Genomic DNA, 25,646 nt, shown 5'->3' with positions numbered 1-25,646 from the left:
TGAGGAGTGTTCGATCCGCCGATCGACACGGAAGCGGCCTCGATCGGGGTTTTGTACCGCGCTGGTCCCCCTTTCGAGGCCGCACTTTTTTCTCAGCTTTCCAGCTCGTTTTCAGCCGAGTCGTCCGCAACGCGCAACCTCAGGAGAGGTTGCTGCGCGGATTGTAGGGATGACGGTCGCGCCATCTGGTCATCAGGGCTTCGAGCTCTGCGTCGTTGCCGTCGGGCAGCACGATCCGGGTGGTGACGAACAGATCGCCGGCCGAGCCGTCGCTCTTGGGCAGGCCCTTACCCTTGAGCCGGAAGGTCCGGCCGCTGGAGGTGTTCTTCGGGATCGACAGCTCGACCGCGCTGCCGAGCGTCGGCGCCCTCACCTTGGCGCCCAGGACCGCCTCGTAAAGCGTGATCGGCAGATCGAGCCTGAGGTCGCTGCCCTCGACCTTGAAGAACGGATGCGGCGCGATCTGGATCGTGATCAGGAGATCACCCGGCCGGTGTCCGGGCGCGCTCTCGCCCTGCCCCTTCAGCCTAATCTGCTGGCCGGCGGTGACGCCGGCGGGGACCTTGACGTTGAGCTCCTTGCCCGACGGCAGCCGCACCCGCTTCTCGCCGCCATTGACGGACTCCTCGAGCGAGACCGACATTGCAACCTTCAGATCGAGGTCGAGGCCGACACCGCCGGTGTCGAACTCGAACGAGCCGCCGCCGCCGCGTGCACCGCGCGCGCCGGCGCCGCCGAACATGCTGTTCAGAATGTCCTCGAATCCGCCACCGCCGAAGCCGCCGCCCGGCCCGCCGCCGCTGCGGAAGGTATAGCTCTCGAAGCCGCCACCCGGCCCGCCGCGGCCGGCGCCGCCACCCGGAAAGCCCTGGAAGCGCGGCTTGCCGTCAGCGTCGATCTCCCCGCGATCGAACTGCTTGCGCTTTTCCTCGTCGCCCAGGATCTCGTTGGCCGAATTGATCTCGGCAAACCGCGCCGATGCCTTCGGGTCATCCTTGTTGCTGTCGGGATGATGCTTCTTGGCGAGCTTGCGATAGGCGCTCTTGATGGCCGCAGCGCTGGCGCTTCGCGGCACCCCCAAGACCTCATAGGGGTCGCGCATCCGTCACGTCTCCTTACAGAAAGTCAGATACTAACCTATGGGCTCCCCGCCCGCTTCGCATTTCATCTGGGGAGTCCGTTGTATTTTTGCAACGGGTTCCAGACGACCCCGGCTAGCTTTGCTGCCAGGGTTTGAGCGTCTGGATGTCCCAGCGCCCACGCTCGATACGGCACGCCGAGCCCTGCAGCCAGCGTTCCGTCTTGCCGTTGACGTAGCTCGCCAGGAAATCGCGGCACGTGCGGCCGTTGTCGGCCGTGTAGGACTTGGCGATCGGCGTCACCGAGCCGCGGGCGCCGGTCTGCGGATTCTGCCACGGCTGGCTGGAATCCTTGCTCCCCTTGGTCAGCACGTCCGACGCGGCGTTGCGGGCAAAAGCGAGATCGGCTTCGGTCGGCTCGCGCTCGGGCGGCGGGCTGACCGCGCCGGTGATCTCCGCATCGTCCATCTTGGCAAAGGCCGTTTCAGGGCGCGACAGGCTGCAGCCGCCGCCGGACAGGCCGATTAGAATGAGTGTCAAAGCCGTGCCGGCATGACCGATCGCGGATAGGCCAAGCCGGACCGATGCCCTATATAGGGCCGGACCAGAATGGACTTGCACGCGCCTGGCCGCGGGTGAACGCAAAACTCGGACTCCCCATACACATGACCGACCCCACGAGCATCAAACACCAGACAACCTTAACATCCGGTACATCGGCCGATTTTACCCAGGCCGGCGAGCCGTTTGCGCTGTTTGCGGCGTGGTTTGCCGAAGCCGGCAAGAGCGAGCCCAACGATCCGAATGCGATGGCGCTGGCAACGGTCGACGACAGCGGGCTGCCTGACGTGCGCATGGTGCTGATGAAGGGCTATGACGAGGACGGCTTCGTCTTCTACAGCCACAAGGCCAGCCAGAAGGGCCGCGAGCTCGCCGCCAATCCGAAGGCCGCGCTGCTGTTTCACTGGAAGTCGCTGCGCCGCCAAGTCCGCATCCGCGGCCTCGTGGCGCCGGTGACCGACGAAGAGGCCGACGCCTATTTCGCGACCCGGCCGAAGCAGGCGCAGCTCGGCGCCTGGGCCAGCAAGCAGTCGCAGCCGCTGGAGAGCCGCTTCGCGTTCGAGCAGGCGATCGCCAAGGTCGCCGCGCAATACATCATCGGCGAGGTGCCGCGCCCGCCAGGATGGAGCGGCTGGCGCATCACGCCCGTCAGCATGGAGTTCTGGCACGACCGGCCATTCCGCCTGCACGACCGCATCGAATTCCGGCGCGAGGCTTCGGGCCGGCCGTGGACCAAGGTGCGGATGTATCCGTAGGGGATCGCCGCGCGGGCTTGCGCCCGGCCTCCAGGCGTCCGATACGCCAACGAATCGCCATCGCGCGCGTGAATCAGGCGCCGAACGCACAACCATTGTGGTAAGTTGATCCCGTCCGGGATCGTGAAAGACGCAGTTCATGCCGACCTCTTCCAATCAGCCACGGCGCACAATGCTGCTGACCGGTGCCAGCCGCGGCATCGGCCATGCCACCGTGATCCGCTTCTCCTCAGCCGGCTGGCGCGTCCTCACCTGCTCGCGGCACCCCTTTCCCGAAGAATGCCCGTGGGGCGCCGGCCCCGAGGACCACGTCCAGGTCGACCTGTCCGATCCCCAGGACACCGTGCGCGCGATCGCCGAGATCAAACAGCGGATCGACGGCGGCGAGCTGCACGCGCTGGTGAACAACGCCGCGATCTCGCCGAAGGGCGCGGGCGGTGCCCGGCTCGGCACCGTCGACACCGACCTCGACACCTGGAATCACGTCTTCCGCGTCAACTTCTTCGCGCCGATCATGATGGCGCGCGGCCTGATCAAGGAGCTGAAGGCGGCCAGGGGCTCCGTCGTCAACGTCACCTCGATCGCCGGCTCGCGCGTGCATCCCTTCGCCGGCGCGGCCTACGCGACCTCCAAGGCGGCGCTGGCCGCCCTGACCCGCGAGATGGCGTCGGATTTCGGCCGGGTCGGCGTCCGCGTCAACTCGATCGCGCCGGGCGAGATCGACACCTCGATCCTGTCGCCGGGCACCGAGAAGATCGTGCAGGAGCAGATCCCGATGCAGCGCCTCGGCACGCCCGACGAGGTCGCCAAGATCATCTACGTGCTGTGCACGGAGACCAGCTCCTACGTGAACGGCGCCGAGATCCACATCAACGGCGGCCAGCACGTCTGAGGCAATCGACGCGGAGACGCTTGCCCGTGTTCGATTTGGTTCATGGCGGCTTGCCACGTTCGGCAAGTTCCGGATGACCGCGCGAAGGCGTGATTAACGCCATCTCCGAAGATCGATACGGACCTACCGACCACCACAAACAAGACAGCGCTCCCGGAGGGAACGCTGTTCATGGGATGGGATCGGCGTACTGAATTTCCAATCACTGGCCGCGCAGACGGCATTGCCTGAATACCGTCACGTCGAGAACGGTCGTTCAGCCTTCGCACACCAAACCGCGCAGAATCTGCGCGGCGCGCCAGCGCAGGCGGTCGGACTCGACGTTGAGGGCGCTGGAGCAATCATCGTCGCGCTCGTCCTCCTCGAGATCGGCGCCGCAGTAGCGGCAGGTGCGCGGCGACAGCGCATGGGCCACGACGATGTCGGCGCGGCTGCGCTGATAGCTGGCAAGATCGATCACGTTGTTCGATGCCATTATGCGTTTCTCAACCATTGCCGCCGCCTCTTGGATAAGGCGCGATGAACGCGCCCTCGAGCTCTGCCTTGCATGCCACGCGCCGAGGCGCTCGTTGTTTGTCATGCTGGTGCAGATTTATCGCAGAGAAGTTTCGATCAAACGTTCAGCGTTCCCATCAAATTTTACCTGAGGAATTGGGGCGGCTTTGCAGCGGCTTTGCAGCCGGCCTAACAAGTATTTCCTATTATGTGTTGCATCTCACCGCTTGTGTCACCTGAGGTGCATAGCGACGGACTCTGCCCCGCAGCTAACAACGGGGCGCGAATGAGGCATCACCTGGAATGACGGCACAATGCCGCAGGCCTCGCCCAGATCTGTCGCCAGAGCCAGGGTTTTCAGGCCCGCGGCACTACAGCCACTTCTTCAATTTGAAGATGTAGTACGGCACGATCGCGCAGATCAGCATCAGCACCAGCGCCATCGGATAGCCGTGCACCCATTCGAGCTCCGGCATCATCTTGAAGTTCATGCCGTAGATCGATGCGATCAAGGTCGGCGGCATCAGCACCACCGCCATCACCGAGAACAGCTTGATGATGTTGTTCTGCTCGAGGTTGACGACACCGAGCATCGCATCCAGCACGAAGGTGATCTTGCCCGCGAGATAGGACGCGTGGTCGGTCAGCGAGGCGACGTCGCGCTGCATGGTCTTGAGCTGCTCGCGCATATCCTTCGACCACTTCACGCCTTCGACGACCGCAGAGAGAAACGTGACGAGACGACCGATCGACACCAGGCTCTCACGCACCTTCGAGGTCAGGTCGCCCTTGCGCCCGATCGCGATCAGGATCTGCGAATACTGCTTGGCGTGCCCGTGACGCTCATTGTTCGGCTCGAAGATCTCGTGGCTGACCTGGTCGATATCGGCCCCGACCTTCTCGAGAATGTCGGCGCAGCGGTCGATTACCGCATCGAGCAACTCCATCAGCACCATCTCGCCGGTGATCCCGGGCGCACAGTTGCGAGCGAGCTTTGCCTCCACCACGGCGAACGGTCGCGGCTGGTCGTAGCGGACCGTCACCAGACGGTGGCCCGCCAGGATGAAGGTGACGGCGGTGGTCCTGGGCATATCGGAGTCCGAGTGACACATCAGCGTAGCCGTCATGTAGCGGGCGCCGTTCTCGATATAGAGGCGGCTGGAGATCTCGATCTCCTGCATGTCCTCGCGCGTCGGCACCGCGATCCCGGCCAGCTTTTCGACCGCCCGATCCTCGGCATTGCTGGGGTTCACCAGGTCGACCCAGACCGCATTGTCGGGCAGAGCCGCGGGATCGGTGATCGCCATCTTCTTCAGCGCGGTTTCGGACGGGACGAACACCGAGAACATGGACAAACTCCGAATCGCGAAACCTGAATTTCGGGGACTTAGCGGTGGGATGCTGCCGCCTTGTGACGCAGCTTGCGAGTCCGGTCCATCGGCTTTTCGCGCCAATGCTCCGCGGCCTCTCGCGCGGCGCCGAGGGGGAGCTGACCGTGCCATTCGAAGCACAGCTGTGGATGACTGCCCGCAACTTTGCGGCAAAAAAGCAACAATCGCGGCGCTGCAGCGTGACCTGTGCGTGTATCGGCTGGAATTGAGAACGATTTTGACGATAATGGGACATGTGGAATCGCGCTGCAGTGGCGCGGCCGTGTCATTGCAACGTCAGCTGTCGATTGGAATTGGTGACATGTCGCTGAAGGTGAAACTCGGACTCCTGGCCGCCGGCCTGATGCTGTCGGGCTGCATGCAGGCCACGACGTACGAGGCGACCAACACCCAGGCCTTCAAGCCGAAGGACAAGGAACTTCTCGCGAAGATCCGCTACACCAACACGCCGGTGGCCGAGCCCTATCGGCGCGCGATCGTCGACTATCACCGCAAGGAAGCTCCGGGCTCGATCGTCGTCGATTCCGACAGCCACTACCTCTATTACGTGCTGGATGGCGGCAAGGCGATCCGCTACGGCATCACCGTCGGCGAAGAGGCCATGGCCTGGTCGGGCATCGCCAAGGTCGGCGCCATGACCGAGTGGCCGGCTTGGCATCCGACCAAGGGCGAGATCGAGCGGCTGGGCGTTCCGACCTTCGTCGCCCCGGGCCCCGACAATCCGATGGGCTCGCGCGCGATGTACCTCTATGCCAACGGCAAGGACACGCTGTTCCGCATCCACGGCACCAACCAGCCGGAATATATCGGCGCCTCGATCTCCTCGGGATGCATCCGCCTGACGAACGAGGACGCGATCGACCTCTATAACCGGGTGAAGGTCGGCACCATCGTCGTGGTCCTCGATCCGAAGAAGGGTGATTCGCCCTACAAGCCGCAGATGGCGCTGCAGGGCGGGGGCACCTACGCTGCGATGCAGTGAGCACCTCCTGGAACGGCGGACAAAATTTCAAAGCCGAGAAACTCGTTTAGCACCCTTTTCGAGAGCGTCGGGCAACCGGCGCTCTTTTGTTTTGGACTGGTGCTGCCTCGGATACTGGCATGAGCGAGATCATCTTCGCGCGGCTCCTGCCTGACCCCAGCATATCCGCAGGCTAGCTAGTGCCTTTACTTGGTCCTGGCGTCGGATCCATCGGCCTTGCCGAGAAACCGGCTGGACACGAACAGGATGTCGAGATCGCTAGTCGGGGTGTAGTCGATTGCAACGCCGCTGAAGCCGTAAGGGACCCGCTGCAGCGTCAGTCCCTGAACCGGGCAGGTCGAGACCAAGTCCGCTCCGCCCTTATCGATCTGCAGTTCGAAACGGCCAATTGGGCCATGCCAATTGGCGCCGGTTTTCAGCACATATTGGACATTGTCATACAGAATGTCAGAGCCGCCTGAGCCATTCTTGTTAGCCGCGCTTTCTCGATCGAGCAGGCGCTGCTCGGCAGCAACAAACCCGCGATCGAAGCACCAGGGCCCACCGAGTTCGCTCGAAGTTTTGACTCGAGACACCCGGGAATCGGTCGGCGTGTACCATGAGCCATAGACAGGCCGATAGCGGTGCCTGATCGTGATCTGCTTGCCGGCCGGGAATCTCTGCTGCCAGTGAAAGCTGACACGCGTTTTCCAGATCGGAAGAATATCCTTGTCTTCGAACTCGGCCAGATGCTGGCTCCGCAATGCAGCCCCGTGGCGGACCTCGTCGAGGCTCGGATTGACCGGATCGACGCCTAGACGCCTGAGCTCCGCAGTGACATCGCGGCCGCGGTCATCAAAGGCTCTCACATCCACATCCGGCGCGATCTCCCGCCCATCACTCCAGACCTCGAAACCGACGAAATTGGCCTTGCCTTCGAAGGCGAGATTTACGGGATGCACGTTCAAGGTCTGCTGGTCGAGGTCCGGCAGTGGAAAGGCGACCAGGGTGGTAACGTCGTCTGACTCTGTGTTCTGAAACACGTAGGTGACCTCGACCAGCCGGGGCGCAATGCGCAGCACCTCCGACACCATCCGCACTTGCTGATTCTTGACCAGGGTCAGCCCGCCCGCTGCCATTGCCGCGGAGGAATCGTTGGCCCTTAGCGGACAGGTCCCGATCAGCAGCAGGACCACGCCTCCGAGGAACCGACAGCCAGACTTCCTTTGACAAGACAACTTCATCACGTCGGCGCCCCCCTCTACTTTGATACCAAAGCGCCTAGCTGGTCATTGCGATCGGCGCAACGCCACTCATGACTTGTTCTTGTGCTTCCTCTTGCCACCACTCTTGGCTGGCACATGTTGAGCCGCGGGCGGAGACGCTGCCGGCTCCGTCTCTTCAGCTTCCGCTGCAGCGCCGTCATCAGCAGCTGACTCGGACGGGGCAGCCGCCTTCTCCGCACTGACACCGGGTGTGGCAGCCGACCCCGCTTTGGCCGCGGCCTTGCCGCCCTTGACGTCCCCGTCCTCAGCCGTCTCGCGCGGCGGCGCATCGTCGGGACGCATCGCCGGCATCAGGGGCGCGACCTTCGGCAGCGGATCCAACACGTCCCATTGGCAGATCCGGTAATTGTTCCGCCGCTCCATCAGGTCGAGATGGATGTGATCCTCGTGGTACCAGTCGGAGTCGGGGCCGAGCACCGTGGAGAAATGGGTGCACACCGCGTGCAGCACCGCCTCGCGCAAATCGCGCGGCTGGGTGCGGTCGGTGAGATCGACCAGGCGGCCGTCGGCCAGCTTGAACCCTTGGACGTCCAGCGCATTGGCACGGCCGTGCTCCGATAACTGCGCGCCGCTGACATTGTTGCGGCCGCGACACTGATATGAATCGAAATTGTCGAGCGCGGTGACCGCGCTGCCGAGCCGCTCGGCCAGCGGCGCCACGTCGTTGCGCACCCAGTTGACGACCGCGGTCGCCATCGGACAACGCATGGTCGCCGCGGGCGTCAGCGCCACCCTGCGCTTGTCAGGCAGCACCACCGCCTCCAGCCGCACCAGGTCCTCGCCGCCGCAGCCGCCAGGCCCCTTGATCGGCGGAATCGATGGCGCGATCGCGACCTCTTCGGTCAGGGCCAGCCGGCAGGCCGAGGGCGGCGGCGGGGCTTGGGCATCCGCCTTCGGACCGCCGCTGGCCGCGTCGCGCGGAGCGGCATCCTCACCCTTGGCCGCCTGCCGCGCCGGCGCGTCGGCTGGCCGCGGCTGCGGAAGCGGCACCTTGGCAACGTCGTCGGCCGGCTTCGCTGCGGGCTCAGAGGCCGCGGGCGGGCTGCGGTGCGCCGATTTCGCGGCCGCCGCCGGCACCGCCATGAGCCAGCTCAATGCGATCGCCACGGCCACAGCGCTAACCATCACGCCCGGCGCGACGTCGTGGCCATCACAAGCCCATTTGCGTCGGGTGCGGCGCGCGCTAAAATTGACCAAAGAGACCAAAAGACCCTCGCTGCAAGCGAATACCGGAGGAACGACCTGATGCTTGGTTTGATGCAAGACTGGCCCCTGCTTTGTCACCGGATCATCGAGCATGCGGCGACAATCCACGGCTCCCAGGAGGTCGTGACCCGCTCGGTCGAAGGCCCCATCGTTCGCACCACCTATCGGCAAATCCACGACCGCGCTCTCAAGGTCTCGCAGAAGCTGACGCGCGACGGCATCAAGCTGGGCGACCGCGTCGCCACCATCGCCTGGAATACCGGCCGTCATCTCGAGGTCTGGTACGGCATCATGGGAATCGGCGCGATCTGTCACACGGTCAATCCGCGCCTGTTTCCCGAGCAGATCGGCTGGATCATCAACCATGCCCAGGACCGCATCGTCATCACCGATCTGACGTTCGTGCCGATCCTCGAGAAGCTCGCCGACAAGCTGCCGAGCGTCGAGCGCTACATCGTGCTGACCGACGCCGCGCACATGCCGCAGACGACGCTCAAGAATGCCGTCGCCTACGAATCGTGGATCGGCGAGGCCGACGGCGATTTCGCCTGGGGGACCTTCGACGAGAACACCGCAGCCGCGATGTGCTACACGTCCGGGACCACCGGTGATCCGAAAGGTGTGTTGTATTCGCATCGGTCCAACGTGCTGCATGCGTTGATGGCCAATAGCCGGGATTCACTCGGTACGTCCGCAGCAGACACAATGCTTCCGGTGGTTCCGCTGTTCCATGCCAACAGCTGGGGCATTGCCTTCTCCGCTCCCTCGATGGGCACCAAGCTGGTGATGCCCGGCCCCAAGCTCGACGGCGCGTCCGTCTACGAGCTGCTCGACACCGAGAAGGTGACCTACACCGCCGGCGTGCCGACGGTGTGGCTGATGCTGCTGCAGCACATGCAGGCGCATAACCTCAAACTGCCGCATCTGAAGATGGTCGTGTGCGGCGGCTCGGCGATGCCGCGCTCGATGATCCAGGCCTTCCTCGACATGGGCATCGGCGTGCGCCATGCCTGGGGCATGACCGAGATGAGCCCGATCGGCACGCTCGCCACCCTGAAGCCGCCGTTCCTCGCCGCCGACGGCGACGCCAAGCTCGATGTGCTGCAGACCCAGGGCTTCCCGCCGTTCGGGGTCGAGATGAAGATCACCGACGATGCCGGCACCGAGTTGCCGTGGGACGGCAAGACCTTCGGCCGGCTCAAGGTGTCCGGTCCCGCGGTGTCGAAGGCCTACTACAAGGTCGACAGCAACATCCTCGACGATGAAGGCTTCTTCGACACCGGCGACGTCGCCACCGTCGATGAACATGGCTACATGCGCATCACCGACCGCTCCAAGGACGTCATCAAGTCCGGCGGCGAATGGATCTCCTCGATCGACCTCGAGAATCTCGCCGTCGGCCATCCCGCCGTCGCCGAGGCTGCCGTCATCGGCGTCTATCATCCGAAATGGGACGAGCGCCCGCTGCTGATCGTGCAGTTGAAGCCCGGCCAGACCACGACGCGCGAGGACATCCTGAAATACATGGAAGGCAAGATCGCCAAATGGTGGATGCCCGATGACGTCGCCTTCGTCGACGGCATCCCGCACACGGCAACGGGCAAGATCCTGAAGACTGCGCTGCGCGACCAGTTCAAGAGCTATCGCTTCCCCAACGCCGCTGCCTAGCAAGCACTCCCGCTCCGCGCGAGACTCACGGCCCCTGCGCCCCGCGGGGGCCGTTTGCGTTCCGCGCAAAAAGTTCCATCGCCCTCGCCTCGACCAAAGGCGAATAGGAAGCCCATGGGAGCGTTCCTAAGGTCCGGCACCATAAAAAACGAGGGAACGCCACCATGCTAAGATCAACCCGCCTGCTGCCCTGGCTGCTGGGAGCATCACTGGCCGCCACGGCCGCTCACGCCGCTGGCAACAAGGTCGTGATCGGCGACATCGACGACATGTCCGGGCTCTATGCCGACGTGATCGGGCCGGGCGGGGTCGAGGCTGCAAAGATGGCGATCGAGGATTTCGGCGGCAGCGTGCTCGGCAACAAGATCGAGTTCATGGAGAGCGATCATCAGAACAAGCCGGACGTCGGCGCCCAGAAGTTGCGCGAGTGGGCCGATCGCGACGGGGTCACCATGATCCTCGGCGGCTCCAACACGGGGGTCAGCCTCGCGATGGCCAACGCCGCCAAGGAGAAGAAAATACCGTTCATCGCGATCGGTGCCGCCGGCGCCTCGCTGACCGGCAAGGACTGCACGCCCTACACCGTCCACTACGCCTACGATACGACCTCGCTCGCCAACGGCACCGCCAAGACCATGGTCAGCCAGGGCGGCAAGAGCTGGTTCTTCCTGACCGCCGACTACGCCTTCGGCACCCAGTTGCAGGAAGCCGCGTCCAAGGTGGTCGAGGCCAATGGCGGCAAGGTGGTCGGAGCGGTCCGCGTGCCGCTCTCCACGTCGGACTTCTCCAGCTATCTGCTGCAGGCGCAGGGCTCGGGCGCGCAGGTTCTGGGCCTCGCCAATGCCGGCAACGACTTCACGAACTCGATCAAGGCCGCGGATGAATTCGGCATCGCCAAGACGATGAAGCCGGCGGCGCTGCTCGCCTTCATCAGCGACATCCACAGTCTCGGCCTGAAGACCGCGCAGGGTCTCTATCTCACCACCGGCTGGTATTGGGACCTCAACGACAAGACCCGCGCCTTCGCGAAGCGCTACTACGAAAAGACCAAGCGCGAGCCGACCATGAACCAGGCCGCCTACTACTCGGCGACGATCACCTATCTCAATGCCGTGAAGGCGGCCGGCACCACCGAGTCCGACAAGGTCATGGACCAGCTGCGCAATATGAAGATCGACGACATGTTCACGTCGAACGGCAAGATCCGCGCCGACGGCCTGATGGAGCATGAGATGTACATCATGCAGGTCAAGAAGCCGGAGGAGTCGAAGTACCCCTGGGACTACTACAAGCTGATCCAGACGATGTCCGGCGAGGAGGCGTTCGGCAAGCTTTCGGAGTCCGCCTGCCCGCTGGTGCATTCGCACTGAGCATCCGGCGCAAGCCTGACCAAGGCAGCCACGGCCCCTCCCCTTCGGCGGGGCCGTGGCGTTGCGTGCCGCCGTGGCGTTGACGTGGCGCAAGGCGGGCATGCCGGGCCGCATCTAGAAGGTGGGCATGAGTTCAAGAGCGCGCCTCCCAGCGTCCACGACATGGCGCGACATACCGTCGACGGTGCTGACGCTCGGGCTGGTATCGCTCCTGATGGATATCTCCTCGGAGCTGATCCATGCGCTGCTGCCGGTCTTCCTCGCGACCGTGGTCGGCGCCTCCACGGTGACCATCGGCCTGATCGAAGGCGTGTCCGAGGCGACCGCCGCAATCACCAAGGTGTTCTCCGGCGCACTGTCCGACCGCATTGGCAAGCGCAAGCTGCTGGTCGCAATCGGCTATGGGCTGGCGGCTTTGACCAAGCCGGTGTTTCCGCTCGCCAGCACATCATGGCAGATCCTCGCGGCGCGCTTCGTCGACCGCATCGGCAAGGGCATCCGCGAGGCGCCGCGCGACGCGCTGATCGCCGACGTCACGCCGGAAGGCATCCGCGGCGCGAGCTACGGCCTGCGCCAGGCGCTCGACACGATCGGAGCCTTTGCCGGTCCCCTCCTCGCCGTGGCGCTGATGGCGCTCTACGCCGACGACTTCCGGGCGGTGTTCTGGTGGTCGGCGCTGCCGGCCACGCTTGCCGTGCTGCTGATCCTGTTCGGCCTGCGCGAGCCGGCGCAGACCGCGCCTGCGGCGCGCCGGGACTGGCCGGTCCATGCGCGCGAGCTGCGCCAGCTGCCATCGGCCTATTGGATCGTGGTCGCCACCGGCGCGGTGTTCGCCTTGGCCCGCTTCAGCGAGGCGTTCCTGGTGCTGAAGGCGCAGGCCGACGGCCTCGCTCTCGCCCTGATCCCGTTGGTCTACGTGCTGATGAACCTGATCTATGCCGGCGTCGCCATGCCCGCCGGCATCCTCTCCGACCGCATCGGCCGCAACAACGTGCTGACCTGCGGCCTCGTGGTGCTGACAGCCGCCGACCTGACGCTGGCCTTCGTGCCCGGCCTGATCGGCACCGCGATCGGCGTCGCGCTGTGGGGCCTCTACCTCGGGCTGTCGCAGGGGCTGCTGTCGGCAATGGTCGCCGATACCGCCCCGCCGGATCTGCGCGGCACCGCGTTCGGCCTGTTCAACCTTGTGACCGGCGCTGCGCTGCTGGTCGCGAGCCTGCTGGCGGGATGGCTGTGGCACGCCTATGGGTCGCAGGCGACGTTCACGACCGGCGCAGCCTTCTCGATCGCAACCGTTCTGTTGATGCTGACGGCGTTGCGCAGCCGCACAGACCGAGCCGCCTGACGCGGTCTCCGCATCAACCACCCTCTCCGGGCCAAACGCCTCTTGAATTTGCGCCATCCGCGTGGTCTCACACGGGGTGATCCGGCCGCCCGGCAACGCAGGCAGCGGCCCAACCCCGGCAGTTCCTGACACGATGGCACGCAGGTTTCACGCCCCCTATCTGTCGGAGCCGATCTCCAGCCTCGCGACCTGGACCCGCAATCTGGCGGTGTTCTCGGTCGTCGCCGTGCTGGTCTCGATCCTGATCCTGCGCTTCGATTTTCTGGAGATGAAGCCGGCGCTGGCGACGTTCTTCGGCGCGCTGGGGCTCGCCGTGCTGTCGATCCTGCTCGGGCTTGCCGCCTTCGTCGCGATCTGGCGCAACGGCAGCCGCGGCATGAGCCGGATCCTGCTCGCCTTCATGATCGATGCCGTGGTGCTGGCCTATCCGGCCTACCTCGCGCTCCAGTACCGCAAGCTGCCGAAGATCTACGACATCACCACCGACCCGATCGATCCGCCGCGCTTCGAGGCTTTGGCGCCGCTCCGCAACGGCGACGGCACCAACACGGCCGTCTATGCCGGGCTGTATTCAGCCGAGCAGCAGCAGAAATTCTATCCGGACATCGAGCCGGTGCAGATCGAGCTGCCGCCCGATCGCGCCTACGCGATCGCCCTGAAGCTGGTCAACCGGCGCAAATGGTTCGTGGTCGACGAACGCGCGCCGCAGCCGCCGCGCCGCGTCGGCCGCATCGAGGCGGTCGCACGTACGCCGATCATGGGCTTCCGCGAGGACATCTCGATCCGCATCCAGCCCGACGGCGAGGATTCCCGCGTCGACGTCCGCTCCGCCTCGCGCTATTTCGAGTCAGATATCGGCAGCAATGCCGCGCGCGTGACCAAGCTGATCGAGGACCTGTCCAACGCCGGCGAGGCCGAGGCGCAGAAGCCGGTGAAGAAGGTCACGCCGCCGCCGGTGGCGGCGAAGGGCAATGCGAAGACGGTGAAGAAGTGAGCGGGGCGAATGGCGAATAGGGAGTAGCGAATAGGGAACGAAGTCTTCCCGGCTCGCACTCTTCCCCTACTCGCTATTCGCTACACCAGCCGATACGTCCCGCCGATCACCGGATCACCTTCCGTCGCGACCACGCCGCGGGCGACGAGGTCTTCCAGATGGGCCAGCACGGAATAGCCGGCCGCGGTGGTGAGCCGTGGATCGATGCCGATATAGATCGCGCGCACCATGGTCGGGATGTCGGCCTCGCCCTTGGCGAGGCGATGCAGGATCGAGGCCTCGCGGGCCTGGCGGTGGCGCATCAGGAAGCGCGTGTAGCGCGGTCCCTCCGGAATTTCCGGACCGTGACCTGAGAAATACAGTTCCTCGGGCCGCGCGGCGAGCCGCTCCAGCGAAGCCATGTAGTCGACCATCGAACCATCGGGCGGCGCCACGATCGACGTCGCCCAGCCCATGACGTGATCGCCGACGAAGGTGGTGCTGCGCTCGGCCCAGGCGAAGGCGAGATGGTTGGCCGTATGGCCCGGCGTCGCCACGGCCTCGACCCGCCAGCCCCGCCCTTCGATCACATCGCCGTCAGCAACGGTGACATCCGGCGCAAAGTCGCGGTCGACGCCGGATTCCGGACTGTGCTTCTCACTCTCGTAGCGCGGCCGCGAGGCGCGATGCGGGCCCTCGGCATAGACGGTGGCGCCGGTCGCGGCCTTCAGCCGGCCGGTGTTCGGCGAGTGATCGCGATGCGTGTGCGTCACCAGGATGTGCGTGACGGTCTCGCCTCTGATGGCATCGAGCAGCGCCTGCGCATGGGGCTCGTTGTCCGGACCCGGATCGATGATCGCGACGTTGCCGGTCCCCACGATGTAGCTGACCGTGCCGGTGAAGGTGAACGGACTCGGATTGTTGCAGAGGACGCGGCGAATGCCCGGGCGGACCTGCTCGACGACGCCCGCCCGAAGCGGGAAGTTGCGGTTGAACGGGACGTCGTCATTCTCGGCCATGGCGTGCCTTCCCTGTGCATGGGGCAGATCGCCTGCCTCACTCGCTGCCGTCATCCCCCGCGAAAGCGGGGGATCCAGTACTTCGAGACGGCGATGAGCCTCGATGGGCCGGTGATTGCTGGATCGTCCGCTTTCGCGGACGATGACAGCGAGGGCGCAACGGCGCCCGCGTATACCGCCCTATGCAGCGAATGGGCGTCGCGCACAGCAGTTAGAAGAACGCCTGAATGCCGGTGATGGCGCGGCCGAGGATCAGCGCGTGGACGTCGTGCGTGCCCTCGTAGGTATTGACCGTCTCGAGGTTGGCGGCATGGCGCATCACCTGATACTCGATCGAGATGCCGTTGCCGCCGTGCATGTCGCGCGCGACGCGAGCGATGTCGAGCGCCTTGCCGCAATTGTTGCGCTTGACGATCGAGATCATCTCCGGGGCCATCTTGCCCTCGTCCATCAGGCGGCCGACGCGAAGCGAGGCCTGCAGGCCGAGCGCGATCTCGGTCTCCATGTCGGCAAGCTTCTTCTGGACCAGCTGCGTGGCAGCCAGCGGCTTGCCGAACTGCTTGCGGTCGAGCGTGTACTGGCGAGCGCGATGCATGCAATCCTCGGCGGCGCCGAGCACGCCCCAGGAGATGCCGTAGCGGGCGCGGTTGAGGCAGCCGAACGGCCCCTTGAGGCCGGACACGTTGGGCAGCAGCGCGCTCTCCGGCACCACCACGCCGTCCATCACGACCTCGCCGGTGATCGAGGCGCGCAAGGAGAGCTTGCCGCCGATCTTCGGCGCCGACAGGCCCTTCATGCCCTTCTCGAGGATGAAGCCACGGATCTGGTTGTCATGCGCGGCCGACTTGGCCCACACCACGAACACGTCGGCGATCGGCGCGTTCGAGATCCACATCTTGCTGCCGGTCAGGCGATAGCCGTCGGCCACCTTCTCGGCGCGGGTCTTCATGCCGGCCGGATCGGAGCCGGCATCCGGCTCGGTCAGGCCGAAGCAGCCGACCCACTCGCCGCTGGCGAGCTTCGGCAGATATTTCTTGCGCTGGCTCTCGTCGCCATAGGCATAGATCGGATACATCACCAGCGAGGACTGCACCGAGTTCATCGAGCGGTAGCCGGAATCGACGCGCTCGATCTCGCGTGCCACGAGGCCATAGGCGACGTAGCTCGCATTGGCGCAGCCATATTCCTCCGGCAAGGTGATGCCGATCAGGCCGAGCTCGCCCATCTCGTTGAAGATCTCGCGGTCGGTCTTCTCCTCGAGATAGGCCTTGGTCACGCGCGGCAGCAGCTTGTCCTGGGCGTAGGCGCGCGCGGTGTCACGCACCATGCGCTCGTCCTCGGTCAGCTGATCGTCCAGCAGGAAGGGATCGTCCCACTGGAAGCTCGACTGGGCCGGCTTGTCCTTTGCCTGAGGGCGCGCGCTCATGAATGGTCCTTTCGCGTCTCGCTGCGCACGGGTCGCAGCAGTTGAGAGGTTAAATCCTGGAAGTTCAGCCTTCAAGCCGCTCGTTGGCGACGATCTCGATGCCGAAACCCGACAGGCCCTTGTAGTCATGCACCGACGACGTCAGGTTCCGGATCGAGGTCACGCCGAGATCACGCAGGATCTGCGCACCCACGCCGACCTCGCGCCACTGCCGATGGCGATCGGCCTCCGCGGTATGCGGCTCTTCGACCGGCTCGACGGGAACGCCGGCCGCGCCGTCGCGCAGATAGATCAACACGCCGCGACCGGCCCGCTTGAAGTGCTGCAGCACCGCCTGGATACGCTGCGGACCTGCGATCAGATCCTTCACGATGTTGGGCTTGTGCAGCCGCGTCAGCACGTTCTTGCCGTCGCCGATGCCGTTATAGACGAACGCGGCGTGGGTGATCGGATCGAACGGCGAGCGGTAGGCGAAGCCCTGCAGTGGCCCGATCGGGCTGTCGGTCGTGAAGGTCGACACCCGTTCGATCAGCTTCTCGCGCGCCTGCCGGTACGAGATCAGATCGGCGATGGTGACATGCTTGAGATTGTGGGCCGCAGCGAAACGAACGACCTGCTCGCCTTTCATGACCGTGCCGTCGTCGTTCATCAACTCGGAGATGACGCCGACCGGCGGGAGCCCGGCGAGCTTGCAGAGATCGACCGCCGCCTCGGTGTGGCCGGAGCGCAGCAGCACGCCGCCGTCACGCGCGATCAACGGGAAGATATGGCCGGGGCGCGCGAAATCAGCGGCACCGGCATTCGGGTTGGCGAGCGCACGACAGCAGGAGGCGCGCTCTTCGGCCGAGATTCCGGTGCCACCGTCCGGCTTGTAGTCGATCGAAACGGTGAAGGCCGTGGTGTGGTTGGAATCATTGTGCGCGACCATCGGGTCGAGCCGCAGCCGCCGCGCGTCGTCGGCGGTGATCGGCGCGCAGACGATGCCGGAGGTATGGCGAATGATGAACGCCATCTTGTCGGGCGTGCAGAGCGAGGCGGCGACGATGAGATCGCCCTCGCCCTCGCGGTCGTCGTCATCGGTCACGACGACCATCTCGCCCTTGGCGAAGGCGTACAGAACTTCCTGGATCGAGTCGGCCATTGCAAGTCTCGCTGCTTTTCCGGGCTGCTTTAGCCGGGATCGCAGGCGCGCGCCAGAGCGGCGGAACCGCCGCTCGAAGGTCGCCTTCCCCCGGGAAAAGGACCGGCCCTGCCAGGACAAGCGCCCTGGTATCTGTTTAAAGTCGCCTCAAATCGAGAACAAGGGAGCCGCGCCTCATGGCCGCATTCGATTTTGCACCCCTCCTCAGCCCCGGCCTGCCCGCACCCGCCGCGCGCTGGACGGGACTCGCAAAATACAGCTTCGTCGGCGGCAACAACGACGCCGATGCCGTGCCCGTGGAGGGCTTGCGCGCGGCCGCCGACGCCGTGCTCGCCCGCGAGGGACGCGCGCTCGCCACCTACGGCCTCGCGCATGGGCCTCAAGGCTACCGGCCGCTGCGGGACTTTCTTGCCGCCAAGCTGACGCGGGACGCGGGCATGTCGGCGCGCGCCGACGACATCATGATCCTGTCCGGCTCGCTGCAGGGCCTCGACCTCGTCAACCAGGCGCTGCTCACGCGCGGCGACACCGTGCTGGTCGAACAGGACAATTACCAGGGCACGCTGACGCGGCTGGCACGACTGGGCGTCAAGGTCATCGGCATCCCGCTCGACCAGGACGGCATGCGAACGGATGCGCTGGCGACGGTGCTGGCTGATCTCAGGGATCGCGGCATCCGGCCGAAATACATCTATACCATTCCCACGGTGCAGAACCCGACCGGCACCATCATGCCGGAAAGCCGGCGGGCCGAGCTGCTGTGGCTGTCGCGCGCTTATGGCGTGCCGGTGTTCGAGGACGACTGCTACGCCGACCTGATCTGGGACGGCAAACGGCCCCGCGCGATCCACGGCATGTCCGACCATGGCGGTGTGATCCACCTCGGATCGTTCTCGAAGTCGGTCGCGCCGGCGTTGCGGGTCGGCTTCCTGGTCGCCCCCTGGGAGATCATGTCGGTGCTGCTGTCCCTCAAGACCGATGCCGGCTCGGGTGCACTGGAGCAGATGGTGCTCGCGGAATATTGCAGGCCGCATTTCGCGACCCACGTGCCGCAGTTGGTGCGGGGACTGCGCGCCAAGCTGGACACCCTGATCGAGGCGCTCAACGCCGAGTTCGGCACCGCGGCCGAGTTCGCGCCGCCCAGGGGCGGGATCTTCCTCTGGGTCAAGCTACCGGACCAGGTTGACGCGATGAAGCTGTCACAGGCAGCGCTCAAACGCGGCGTCTCGATCAATCCGGGACCGGAATGGTCCACCGACGCCGCGCATGCGCGGAGCCGCCTGCGGCTGTGCTTCGCCAGCCCCTCGCATCAGGAGATCCGCGAGGGCATCGCAGTCCTCGCCGACGTCTGCCGGGAGGAGTTCGGGGTCCCATTGCGCTCATCCAATGTGGAGCGGACGCGCGCGATCGAGTGATCGCGCGCTGCTCACCGCACCGAAAAGGGCGACTGGTAGGGCCGCCCGAACGGCACGCCATTGATCACCGTCTGCACCGGCTTGAGCTGCAGCTTGCCCTCGCGCTTGTTGCCGCGGGTATCGACGAAGCTGACGGGCCCCTCGACCAGGTCCATGATTGCGACGTCGGCCGGCGCGCCAACCTGCAAGCTGCCGATCTTCGGCGCACGGTTGATGATCTTGGCCGGCGCGGAGGTGGCCATGCTCACCACCTGCTCCAACGAAAATCCCATAGCGATGAATTTCGCCATCACGTTGGGCAGGAACGGCATGCCGGGGCTGTTGCCGGAGAAGACATGGATGTCGGAGGAGATGGTGTCCGGGCCGCAGCCGCCGGGGATCGCGACCTCGGCCACGGTGAAATCGAAGCTGCCGCCGCCATGGCCGACATCGAACAGCACGCCGCGCTGCTTGGCGGCGAGCGCCGCGGGCAGCAGCTTGCCGTCCTGGACGATGTTGGTGAAGGCGCCGCCCATATTCGGCGCGCCGGAATAGGCATGGGTCAGGATGTCGCCGGGGCGCAGCAGGTCCAGGATCTGCGACATCAACTCGCCGGTCTCGACCCCACCGATATGCACCATCATCCGCGCCGGCCAGCCGCACAGCTCGCAGGCCTTGATGCCGCGCTTCAGCGGCTCGAGCCCATGCTTGAAGATCACGTTCTCCGACATCCGCACCTTGACCCCGAGCAGGAAGTCCGGGTTCTCCGCCAGCGCCATGGCGCAGGCGTCTACCTGCGCATTGTCGATGTTGTAGAGCTCGGCCACCGGAAACGCCGACAGGCCGTTGTTGGCGATGTGGACGAAGGCGTAGATGCGGGCCCGCGACTGGGCGGCGATGAAGCGGCGCAACGCAGCAAGATTGTTGACGCCGGCGTCGCCGGCCGAGACGACCGTCGTGGTGCCCTGGAATTGCACCAGTTCGTCGGGCGGGATCCCAATCGCCGAGCCATAGGGATAGACATGACTGTGGAGGTCGATGAGGCCCGGCGTCACCAACCGGCCGTTGGCGTCGATCGACCGCAGCGCCCGCTCGGCCGGTATCTCGGGCTCGACCGCTTCGACGACGCCCCAGCGGATCCCGATGTCGCGCTTGGCTCGGAGCGACTGGCTTGGATCGATCACGTCGCCGCCCTTGATCACCAGATCGAACTTGTCGGCCGGCCCCACCGCGGCGCCGGCAGGACCCGATAGCGCGGCCATGGCGGCCGCTCCGGACGACAGCAGGAATTTGCGGCGCGACAGCGCAGACATGGTCAGCCTCCCCACGCTTGTTTGTAGTTGCGGGGAGCATGCGCCTTGTCCCCCTCGCCAGCAAGGCCGGCCCGGAAAGAATGAGACTTTGTGCCAACGATCTCGGCGCAGGTCTGTCGTTGCGCCATTGACGCAGTGCATTAAGATGTCACGGCAGTCATCCCCGCGAGACCGCATGATTTCGATCTCCCGCCCTCTCATCGCAATCGTCCTCTGCGCATCATCAGCGTCTGCCGCCCGGGCCGACGACACCGTCGAGGTTGCTCGGACCTGGGGCCTGATCGGAACCTGGGCCGCCGACTGCAGCGCACCCGCGGTCAAGGGCCGCGGCGCCATCATCTCCTACGAAGTCACTGACGATGGTCACCTGATCTATCGTCGTGACCACGATCCGTCCGACGTCAACCAGGTGGCGAGCGCACGCGTCGAGGCGGACCAGACGCTGGTGCTCTCGATCGTGCTGCCCAAAGCACGCCAGACGCGAGAGAACGGGATCACCCGGACCGCCGACGGCAACATCCGCTCCGCGTTCAATCGCGGCGAGGACGACAGCTACACCATTCGTGACGGCCGCTTCGTCGCCAACGGCAAGCCGACGCCAGCGCTCAGGAAGTGCGACTGACGCGGCAGGCTCGAGGGGACGGCACGGTTCGCGCGCGAGCGTGAAGACCAAATCTGAACGTGTATTCAGCAACTTCGTGGAAGTTCCTGCGGAACGTTCTTTCACACTTCAAGTTGATCCCGCACTTTCATTCTGGAGGACAACATGAAGAAAATCGCTCTCGCGCTCGCTTCCCTTGCGGTCGTCGCGCTCGCGGCACCGTCGATCGCCAACGCCGAGACGGTGGTCATCAAGCGTGGCGGCCATCACTACCACCACGGCTGGGATCGGTCCCACGCCGAATACCGCATGCATCGTGAGTACCGGCCTCACCGCTATGTCCGGCCGTTCCACCGCCATCACGATCGCACCGTGATCATCCGGCGCGACTGATCTGCAACTTCGACACAGCAATGGCCCCGAGAGGGGCCATTTTCTGTGGCGTTCGTTCTGACGTCCGTTCTCGCAGGAGCTCCGCGTGGTGGTCAGCGGTCCCATTCCGGCGCAAAGGCCGGATTGACGAAGCGCTTGTCCTTCGGGAGGGACGCGATGGTGGCACGATCCTCATCATCGAGTTGAAGCTTCATCGCATCCCAGTTCGCACGCTGACTCTCCGGACGCGCGGCCTTGGGGATCGCCGCCACCCCATCCTGGTCCAACAGCCATTTCAGTGCGACCTGGGCGGCGCTCGCGCCATGCTTCCTGCCGATGGCCCCCAGCGTCTCGTCGGCGGCCGCGCGTCCCTGCGCCAGCGGGCAATAGGCCACCAGGGGAATCGACCGGCTCGCCATGTAGGCCATCAGCTTCGACTGGTCGAGCATCACATGATACTCGACCTGATTGCAGGCAACAGGTGCCTCGACGTCCTCCACCGCCTGTTTCAGCAGCGCGACGGTGAAGTTGGCGACGCCGATCGCGCGCGTACGCCCCTCCTCCTTCAGCTTCAACAGCGTCTCCAGCGCGGCCGGCAGGTTCATCCCCTTGGCCGGCCAGTGGATGAGATAGAGATCGACGAAATCCAGTCTGAGCTTCCTCAGACTCGTGTCGAACGCGCGACGGATCGCGTCCGGCGCGAGGTTCTCCGGCCAGACCTTGGTGGTGACGTGCAATTCGGCGCGCGGCAGATTTGTTGCCGCAAGTGCAGCACCGATCGCGTCCTCGTTGGCATACATCTCGGCGGTGTCGATGTGGCGGTAGCCGAGCGCAAGCGCGCTCTCGACGGCCTCGCGGCAGACAGTGCCCTGCATGCGAAAGGTGCCGAGCCCGAGCTTGGGCAGACGGATACCCTGGGTGTCGATGGCGTTCATGAAAGCTCCTGGAATCGCGCGAGCCATTCGCCAGCAAACGCCGGCGGCAGCCTCGAACATCAAGACCTTGGCGGGAAGCGCTCAACTTGCCTTTGCTCCGCTTGCGAGTTCAAGCGAGCCGGCATCCGCCTCAATCAAGATGTCGGGAGCGAGGTTCCTGAACGCAACAGGCGCGCGGGGTAGCCCCGCCGATCAGCGCCAGTTACAGATGCCGCCGCTGCCAGGCCGGCACGGCCAGGTCTGAATGCGCGTATCCATCGCCTGCGCGTCGAGCGGATTGCCGCGCCGATGGACGAGCTTGGCGCGGGCGGCGCCGCGGGGCCGCTCGGCCGTCCTGGTGCCATGAGCGCGCCGGCTGGCGATGGCGCGCGGGATGGCGGAGCGCTCGTCCGGGTCGATCGCGGAACGGACGGCGACCGCAGGTCGATCTGATTTGGCTTCGATGGGCACAGGTTCGAAATGCGCCTCGGGGCCGAGCGGCTCCGGCGACAACACGGCCTTCGACAGATCAAGCTTGAGGAAGTCACCCGGCTGATAGGCCCCCGCCACAGCATCGCTCGCCGTGAGCAACACGGCGCATGTAATCGTGCCGATAACAGCTCTCAACACCATCCCATCCTCCCGTTCCCCGCGTAACGCCACTTACGCGCCCCCGCCGCGAGATCTCTGCACGCCGGCTGATGGCGAACTCGCAGCGCTGCCCGGCTGCAAGAGCCAGCTAAGAGCGCCTGACATCACGCCGCACGTCATGTTCGATGATCGACCGTTATCAGTTCGGAGAAAGCGCCACCAACCGCCGGTCGTTCGACACATCATAGCCAAAGTTCCGCGCTCGTCTCTGATGTAGGTCACGGCGCCGTCATTTCCAGGCCCAAAACTGCGAGTCACAGTTACCGCTGTGCACGCAAATGGGCGCTGCGAGCATTAGTCATACCAATCCGTCGACCCGGATGCGGCATCGCAGCGTCTCTGCAGAGTCCGGAGCGATGTGCATGACGCCGGGCTTGGCCGCAAACTCGCCGTCGAAATCGAGCGGACTGGCGAAACCGCGCCACGGCTCGATGCACAGGAACGGCACGCCGCCGGGCTTCGACCAGATTCCAAGCTGACGAAAATGATCCCAAGTTAACTCAAGCGCCGGTCCTGTGGTTCCGACGAGGCGAAGCGAACGGCTGGCCGGCTGATCGAGGATCACGGCATCGTCGTCGAACAGACGTTCGCTCAACGGGAGAACGCGCCCCTCGATCGGTGAGGGCTCCGGCCGCTCGCGCAGCAAACCTCCTGTCAGACGGCGGATCGGCGCCGGCTCCGGCTCTGCAAAGATCAGCCGATAGCTCTCCTTCGGCTGGCCGGGGAGCAGCGGCCAGTTGAAGGCGGGATGGCATCCGAACGAGGCTGGCAGAACCTCCGCGCCGGGGTTGGCGATCTCGACCGCCACGTCCAGCGCATCAGCGGTGATCCGGTAGCTCACCGTGAGACGGAAGGCGAACGGATAGCGCGCCCGCGTCGTCTCGTCGTCGGTCAGCTGCAACGCGCACGACTCGGCCCCGCGCTCCAGCCAGGTGAATGGGAGGTCGCGGGCGAAGCCGTGCTGCGTCATCGGATAGGTTTGGCCGCGGTGGTGGAGCTGGTCATTCTTGAGTCGGCCGACGATCGGAAACAACCACGGCGCATGGCGCGGCCAGACGGCTCCGGCCTGCCACAGCAACTCCAGGCCCCCGGCCGTCTTCAACGAGCACAGCTCGGCGCCATCAGCCTTGACCGAGGCGGTGATGCCGCCCGCGCCGATCATGTGGAGGTCGTCGCTCATCTGCCGTCACCCACGTCGCAAAAAGATCGCACGAGGTGATGCCGGATTGCGGCGGCAACGTCCAGGGATGCGGTTCGTCACCAGCGCGTAGACCACCGCCACAAGCACGGGGACGGGAACGTCGAACTCGCGACCGAAGCCGAGGATGTCGCCGCGCTCATAGGGCCCGCGCGGTGTCTGAAGGGTAGGCAGCCCGCGCCAAATCTTCGTGCAGGCCGCAGCTTGCCGGACCTTATCATTCGTGTACGAATGACCGAAACCGGCTTGATGCTGCGCCGCGTGCAGGCGCAAACTGCCGCAAATGCCTTGCCAGGAAAGAAGGATATCCCGATGGCCCATGACGCGCCGCAAGCAACCGGTCCCAGCAAGCTGGTCATCCGCAACATCGGCCTGATGCTGTCCGGCGCACTGGAACGGCCCATCCTGGACGCCGACACGATCGTCGCCGAGAACGGCAAGATCACGGGCATCGGCCGCTTCAAGGACGTCGACACCGAAGGCGCGACGACCATCGTCGATGCCCATGGCACGACGGTGGCGCCAGGCCTGATCGACAGCCATGTTCATCCGGTCGCCGGCGACTGGACGCCGCGGCAGAACCAGACCAACTGGATCGACTCCTATCTGCATGGTGGCGTCACCACGATGATCTCCGCCGGCGAGGTGCACATGCCCGGTCGCCCGCGCGACGTCGTCGGCCTGAAGGCGATGGCGATCTTCGCGCAGCGCGCATTCTGGACGCTGCGCCCCGGCGGTGTGAAGGTGCATGCCGGCGCGCCGGTGATCGAATGCGAGATGGTCGAGGACGATTTCAAGGAGCTCGCGGCGGCCGGCGTCAAGCTGCTCGGCGAGGTCGGCCTCGGCGGTGTCAAGGACGGCCCGACCGCGCGCAAGATGGTCGGCTGGGCGCGCAAATACGGCATCCAGAGCACCATTCACACCGGCGGTCCGTCGATTCCCGGCTCCGGCCTGATCGACAAGGACGTCGTGCTGGAGGCCGGCACCGACGTCATCGGACACATCAACGGCGGCCACACCGCCCTGCCCGACGACCAGATCCGCTGCATCTGCGAGGGCTGCAAGGCTGGGCTCGAGCTGGTGCACAACGGCAATGAGCGCTCGGCGCTGTTCACCTTGCGCACCGCGCGCGAGATGAACGAACTCAACCGCGTGATCCTCGGCACCGACGCGCCGGCCGGCTCCGGCGTGCAGCCGCTCGGCATCCTGCGCATGGTGTCGCTGCTGTCCTCGCTCGGCGACGTCCCCGCCGAGATCGCGTTCTGCTTCGCTACCGGCAACACAGCGCGGATGCGCGAGCTCGACTGCGGCCTGATTGAGGTCGGCCGCTCCGCCGACTTCGTCATCATGGACAAGGCGCAGCACTCGCCGGCCACGACCTTGCTCGACAGCGTCCAGCTCGGCGATCTCCCGGGTATCGGCATGACCATCATCGACGGCATCGTCCGCACCCAGCGCAGCCGCAACACGCCGCCGGCCACGAAGATCCCGGAGATCGTGGCGAAGTAATATCGTCGTAGAGCGGCATACACAGTCATTCCGGGGCGCCCAAAGGGCGAACCCGGAATCCTGAGATTGGCCTGCGCTGTTCTTTCCCTCAGCTCGGGATTCCGGGTTCGTCGCTTCGCGACGCCC

The 25,646-nt window shown here is 65.3% G+C and carries 25 protein-coding genes; 11 read left to right on the top strand and 14 right to left on the bottom strand.

The window, feature by feature from the left end; genetic code table 11:
* Window positions 1-139: 139 nt before the first annotated feature.
* A complete protein-coding gene (locus QX041_RS00535) occupies window positions 140-1,102 on the bottom strand; it encodes a DnaJ C-terminal domain-containing protein (protein WP_316164251.1) in 963 nt (320 codons plus the stop codon).
* 112 nt (window positions 1,103-1,214) lie between these two features.
* Window positions 1,215-1,619: an RT0821/Lpp0805 family surface protein gene (locus QX041_RS00530; RefSeq protein WP_315752065.1), complete on the bottom strand. Its 405-nt coding sequence runs from the start codon at window positions 1,617-1,619 to the stop codon at window positions 1,215-1,217.
* Window positions 1,620-1,744: 125 nt separating this feature from the next.
* Between QX041_RS00530 and pdxH the strand changes: the two genes are divergently transcribed.
* Window positions 1,745-2,395: a pyridoxamine 5'-phosphate oxidase gene (gene pdxH / locus QX041_RS00525; RefSeq protein ID WP_315715527.1), complete on the top strand. Its 651-nt coding sequence runs from the start codon at window positions 1,745-1,747 to the stop codon at window positions 2,393-2,395.
* A 139-nt stretch (window positions 2,396-2,534) separates the two neighbouring features.
* Window positions 2,535-3,287 carry an SDR family oxidoreductase gene (locus QX041_RS00520; protein ID WP_316164250.1) on the top strand — a complete coding sequence of 251 codons (753 nt, stop codon included), beginning with the start codon at window positions 2,535-2,537 and terminating at the stop codon, window positions 3,285-3,287.
* A gap of 256 nt (window positions 3,288-3,543) precedes the next feature.
* Here QX041_RS00520 and QX041_RS00515 read toward each other — a convergent pair whose 3' ends face one another.
* Window positions 3,544-3,762, bottom strand: a complete 219-nt coding sequence (locus QX041_RS00515) for a hypothetical protein (RefSeq protein WP_409998659.1) — start codon at window positions 3,760-3,762, stop codon at window positions 3,544-3,546.
* A gap of 391 nt (window positions 3,763-4,153) precedes the next feature.
* Entirely contained in the window at window positions 4,154-5,131 is a 978-nt protein-coding gene (locus QX041_RS00510; protein ID WP_316164249.1) for a magnesium transporter CorA family protein, read from the bottom strand.
* Between the two features lie 343 nt (window positions 5,132-5,474).
* Between QX041_RS00510 and QX041_RS00505 the strand changes: the two genes are divergently transcribed.
* A complete protein-coding gene (locus tag QX041_RS00505; RefSeq protein ID WP_011925214.1) occupies window positions 5,475-6,155 on the top strand; it encodes a L,D-transpeptidase in 681 nt (226 codons plus the stop codon).
* Window positions 6,156-6,340: 185 nt separating this feature from the next.
* Here QX041_RS00505 and QX041_RS00500 read toward each other — a convergent pair whose 3' ends face one another.
* Window positions 6,341-7,330: a DUF4424 family protein gene (locus tag QX041_RS00500; RefSeq protein WP_316164248.1), complete on the bottom strand. Its 990-nt coding sequence runs from the start codon at window positions 7,328-7,330 to the stop codon at window positions 6,341-6,343.
* Between the two features lie 117 nt (window positions 7,331-7,447).
* Complete coding sequence (locus tag QX041_RS00495) at window positions 7,448-8,545, bottom strand: extensin family protein (RefSeq protein WP_316164247.1); 1,098 nt, start codon at window positions 8,543-8,545, stop codon at window positions 7,448-7,450.
* Window positions 8,546-8,665: 120 nt separating this feature from the next.
* Between QX041_RS00495 and QX041_RS00490 the strand changes: the two genes are divergently transcribed.
* The 4 genes from QX041_RS00490 (at window position 8,666) to QX041_RS00475 (ending at window position 14,003) form a co-directional block, all read left to right on the top strand.
* Window positions 8,666-10,294, top strand: a complete 1,629-nt coding sequence (locus QX041_RS00490; RefSeq protein WP_315752068.1) for a fatty-acid--CoA ligase — start codon at window positions 8,666-8,668, stop codon at window positions 10,292-10,294.
* A gap of 164 nt (window positions 10,295-10,458) precedes the next feature.
* The gene (locus QX041_RS00485; RefSeq protein WP_315715521.1) at window positions 10,459-11,664 is read left to right on the top strand and encodes an ABC transporter substrate-binding protein; all 1,206 of its coding nucleotides are present in this window, start codon (window positions 10,459-10,461) and stop codon (window positions 11,662-11,664) included.
* A 127-nt stretch (window positions 11,665-11,791) separates the two neighbouring features.
* Window positions 11,792-13,009, top strand: a complete 1,218-nt coding sequence (locus QX041_RS00480) for an MFS transporter (RefSeq protein WP_316164246.1) — start codon at window positions 11,792-11,794, stop codon at window positions 13,007-13,009.
* A gap of 133 nt (window positions 13,010-13,142) precedes the next feature.
* On the top strand, window positions 13,143-14,003 hold the full coding sequence (locus QX041_RS00475; protein ID WP_315715519.1) for a DUF1499 domain-containing protein: 861 nt from the start codon (window positions 13,143-13,145) through the stop codon (window positions 14,001-14,003).
* Between the two features lie 80 nt (window positions 14,004-14,083).
* On the opposite strand, the gene QX041_RS00470 is transcribed toward QX041_RS00475, so the two are convergent.
* The 3 genes from QX041_RS00470 to ribB all read right to left on the bottom strand — a co-directional run bounded on the left by QX041_RS00470 (window position 14,084) and on the right by ribB (window position 17,568).
* Window positions 14,084-15,001: an MBL fold metallo-hydrolase gene (locus tag QX041_RS00470; protein ID WP_315752072.1), complete on the bottom strand. Its 918-nt coding sequence runs from the start codon at window positions 14,999-15,001 to the stop codon at window positions 14,084-14,086.
* Between the two features lie 211 nt (window positions 15,002-15,212).
* Window positions 15,213-16,427 (bottom strand): acyl-CoA dehydrogenase, encoded by a 1,215-nt coding sequence (locus tag QX041_RS00465; protein WP_315715517.1) that lies wholly within the window; start codon window positions 16,425-16,427, stop codon window positions 15,213-15,215.
* A 64-nt stretch (window positions 16,428-16,491) separates the two neighbouring features.
* On the bottom strand, window positions 16,492-17,568 hold the full coding sequence (ribB, locus tag QX041_RS00460; protein WP_315715516.1) for a 3,4-dihydroxy-2-butanone-4-phosphate synthase: 1,077 nt from the start codon (window positions 17,566-17,568) through the stop codon (window positions 16,492-16,494).
* 176 nt (window positions 17,569-17,744) lie between these two features.
* Here ribB and QX041_RS00455 point away from each other — a divergent pair, with 176 nt between their 5' ends.
* Window positions 17,745-18,983 carry a PLP-dependent aminotransferase family protein gene (locus tag QX041_RS00455; RefSeq protein WP_316164245.1) on the top strand — a complete coding sequence of 413 codons (1,239 nt, stop codon included), beginning with the start codon at window positions 17,745-17,747 and terminating at the stop codon, window positions 18,981-18,983.
* A gap of 11 nt (window positions 18,984-18,994) precedes the next feature.
* On the opposite strand, the gene QX041_RS00450 is transcribed toward QX041_RS00455, so the two are convergent.
* A complete protein-coding gene (locus QX041_RS00450; RefSeq protein WP_315828073.1) occupies window positions 18,995-20,275 on the bottom strand; it encodes an amidohydrolase/deacetylase family metallohydrolase in 1,281 nt (426 codons plus the stop codon).
* A gap of 175 nt (window positions 20,276-20,450) precedes the next feature.
* Here QX041_RS00450 and QX041_RS00445 point away from each other — a divergent pair, with 175 nt between their 5' ends.
* Window positions 20,451-20,897 carry a hypothetical protein gene (locus QX041_RS00445; RefSeq protein WP_315752075.1) on the top strand — a complete coding sequence of 149 codons (447 nt, stop codon included), beginning with the start codon at window positions 20,451-20,453 and terminating at the stop codon, window positions 20,895-20,897.
* Between the two features lie 144 nt (window positions 20,898-21,041).
* On the top strand, window positions 21,042-21,269 hold the full coding sequence (locus tag QX041_RS00440; protein ID WP_315715512.1) for a hypothetical protein: 228 nt from the start codon (window positions 21,042-21,044) through the stop codon (window positions 21,267-21,269).
* A 92-nt stretch (window positions 21,270-21,361) separates the two neighbouring features.
* Here QX041_RS00440 and QX041_RS00435 read toward each other — a convergent pair whose 3' ends face one another.
* The 4 genes from QX041_RS00435 to QX041_RS00420 form a co-directional block, all read right to left on the bottom strand.
* The gene (locus QX041_RS00435; RefSeq protein ID WP_315828072.1) at window positions 21,362-22,183 is read right to left on the bottom strand and encodes an aldo/keto reductase; all 822 of its coding nucleotides are present in this window, start codon (window positions 22,181-22,183) and stop codon (window positions 21,362-21,364) included.
* 192 nt (window positions 22,184-22,375) lie between these two features.
* Complete coding sequence (locus QX041_RS00430) at window positions 22,376-22,795, bottom strand: hypothetical protein (RefSeq protein WP_316164244.1); 420 nt, start codon at window positions 22,793-22,795, stop codon at window positions 22,376-22,378.
* 316 nt (window positions 22,796-23,111) lie between these two features.
* Window positions 23,112-23,993: an aldose 1-epimerase family protein gene (locus tag QX041_RS00425; protein WP_316164243.1), complete on the bottom strand. Its 882-nt coding sequence runs from the start codon at window positions 23,991-23,993 to the stop codon at window positions 23,112-23,114.
* Window positions 23,994-23,999: 6 nt separating this feature from the next.
* Window positions 24,000-24,344, bottom strand: a complete 345-nt coding sequence (locus tag QX041_RS00420; protein ID WP_316164242.1) for a hypothetical protein — start codon at window positions 24,342-24,344, stop codon at window positions 24,000-24,002.
* On the opposite strand from QX041_RS00420, the gene QX041_RS00415 reads away from it, so the two are divergent.
* The gene (locus tag QX041_RS00415; protein ID WP_315715509.1) at window positions 24,324-25,520 is read left to right on the top strand and encodes an amidohydrolase family protein; all 1,197 of its coding nucleotides are present in this window, start codon (window positions 24,324-24,326) and stop codon (window positions 25,518-25,520) included. The two genes, QX041_RS00420 and QX041_RS00415, sit on opposite strands and share 21 nt — an antisense overlap.
* The last annotated feature ends 126 nt before the right edge of the window (window positions 25,521-25,646 follow it).

This window comes from Bradyrhizobium sp. SZCCHNRI2009 (assembly GCF_032485115.1).
GTDB lineage: Bacteria > Pseudomonadota > Alphaproteobacteria > Rhizobiales > Xanthobacteraceae > Bradyrhizobium.
The sequence above is the reverse complement of the archived record's forward strand: the minus strand, read 5'-3'. Positions and strand labels throughout refer to the sequence as shown.

Excerpts from the sequence above, each read along its gene's own strand:
- QX041_RS00415 (WP_315715509.1), top strand. The coding sequence starts at position 24,324 with ATGGCCCATGACGCGCCGCAAGCAACCGGTCCCAGCAAGCTGGTCATC.
- QX041_RS00470 (WP_315752072.1), bottom strand. The coding sequence starts at position 15,001 with ATGGCCGAGAATGACGACGTCCCGTTCAACCGCAACTTCCCGCTTCGG.
- pdxH (WP_315715527.1), top strand. The coding sequence starts at position 1,745 with ATGACCGACCCCACGAGCATCAAACACCAGACAACCTTAACATCCGGT.
- QX041_RS00490 (WP_315752068.1), top strand. The coding sequence starts at position 8,666 with ATGCTTGGTTTGATGCAAGACTGGCCCCTGCTTTGTCACCGGATCATC.
- QX041_RS00520 (WP_316164250.1), top strand. The coding sequence starts at position 2,535 with ATGCCGACCTCTTCCAATCAGCCACGGCGCACAATGCTGCTGACCGGT.
- QX041_RS00440 (WP_315715512.1), top strand. The coding sequence starts at position 21,042 with ATGAAGAAAATCGCTCTCGCGCTCGCTTCCCTTGCGGTCGTCGCGCTC.
- QX041_RS00495 (WP_316164247.1), bottom strand. The coding sequence starts at position 8,545 with ATGGTTAGCGCTGTGGCCGTGGCGATCGCATTGAGCTGGCTCATGGCG.
- QX041_RS00515 (WP_409998659.1), bottom strand. The coding sequence starts at position 3,762 with ATGGCATCGAACAACGTGATCGATCTTGCCAGCTATCAGCGCAGCCGC.
- QX041_RS00425 (WP_316164243.1), bottom strand. The coding sequence starts at position 23,993 with ATGAGCGACGACCTCCACATGATCGGCGCGGGCGGCATCACCGCCTCG.
- QX041_RS00455 (WP_316164245.1), top strand. The coding sequence starts at position 17,745 with ATGGCCGCATTCGATTTTGCACCCCTCCTCAGCCCCGGCCTGCCCGCA.
- QX041_RS00450 (WP_315828073.1), bottom strand. The coding sequence starts at position 20,275 with ATGTCTGCGCTGTCGCGCCGCAAATTCCTGCTGTCGTCCGGAGCGGCC.
- QX041_RS00480 (WP_316164246.1), top strand. The coding sequence starts at position 11,792 with ATGAGTTCAAGAGCGCGCCTCCCAGCGTCCACGACATGGCGCGACATA.
- QX041_RS00445 (WP_315752075.1), top strand. The coding sequence starts at position 20,451 with ATGATTTCGATCTCCCGCCCTCTCATCGCAATCGTCCTCTGCGCATCA.
- QX041_RS00465 (WP_315715517.1), bottom strand. The coding sequence starts at position 16,427 with ATGAGCGCGCGCCCTCAGGCAAAGGACAAGCCGGCCCAGTCGAGCTTC.
- QX041_RS00475 (WP_315715519.1), top strand. The coding sequence starts at position 13,143 with ATGGCACGCAGGTTTCACGCCCCCTATCTGTCGGAGCCGATCTCCAGC.
- QX041_RS00505 (WP_011925214.1), top strand. The coding sequence starts at position 5,475 with ATGTCGCTGAAGGTGAAACTCGGACTCCTGGCCGCCGGCCTGATGCTG.
- QX041_RS00510 (WP_316164249.1), bottom strand. The coding sequence starts at position 5,131 with ATGTTCTCGGTGTTCGTCCCGTCCGAAACCGCGCTGAAGAAGATGGCG.
- QX041_RS00435 (WP_315828072.1), bottom strand. The coding sequence starts at position 22,183 with ATGAACGCCATCGACACCCAGGGTATCCGTCTGCCCAAGCTCGGGCTC.
- ribB (WP_315715516.1), bottom strand. The coding sequence starts at position 17,568 with ATGGCCGACTCGATCCAGGAAGTTCTGTACGCCTTCGCCAAGGGCGAG.
- QX041_RS00535 (WP_316164251.1), bottom strand. The coding sequence starts at position 1,102 with ATGCGCGACCCCTATGAGGTCTTGGGGGTGCCGCGAAGCGCCAGCGCT.
- QX041_RS00485 (WP_315715521.1), top strand. The coding sequence starts at position 10,459 with ATGCTAAGATCAACCCGCCTGCTGCCCTGGCTGCTGGGAGCATCACTG.
- QX041_RS00430 (WP_316164244.1), bottom strand. The coding sequence starts at position 22,795 with ATGGTGTTGAGAGCTGTTATCGGCACGATTACATGCGCCGTGTTGCTC.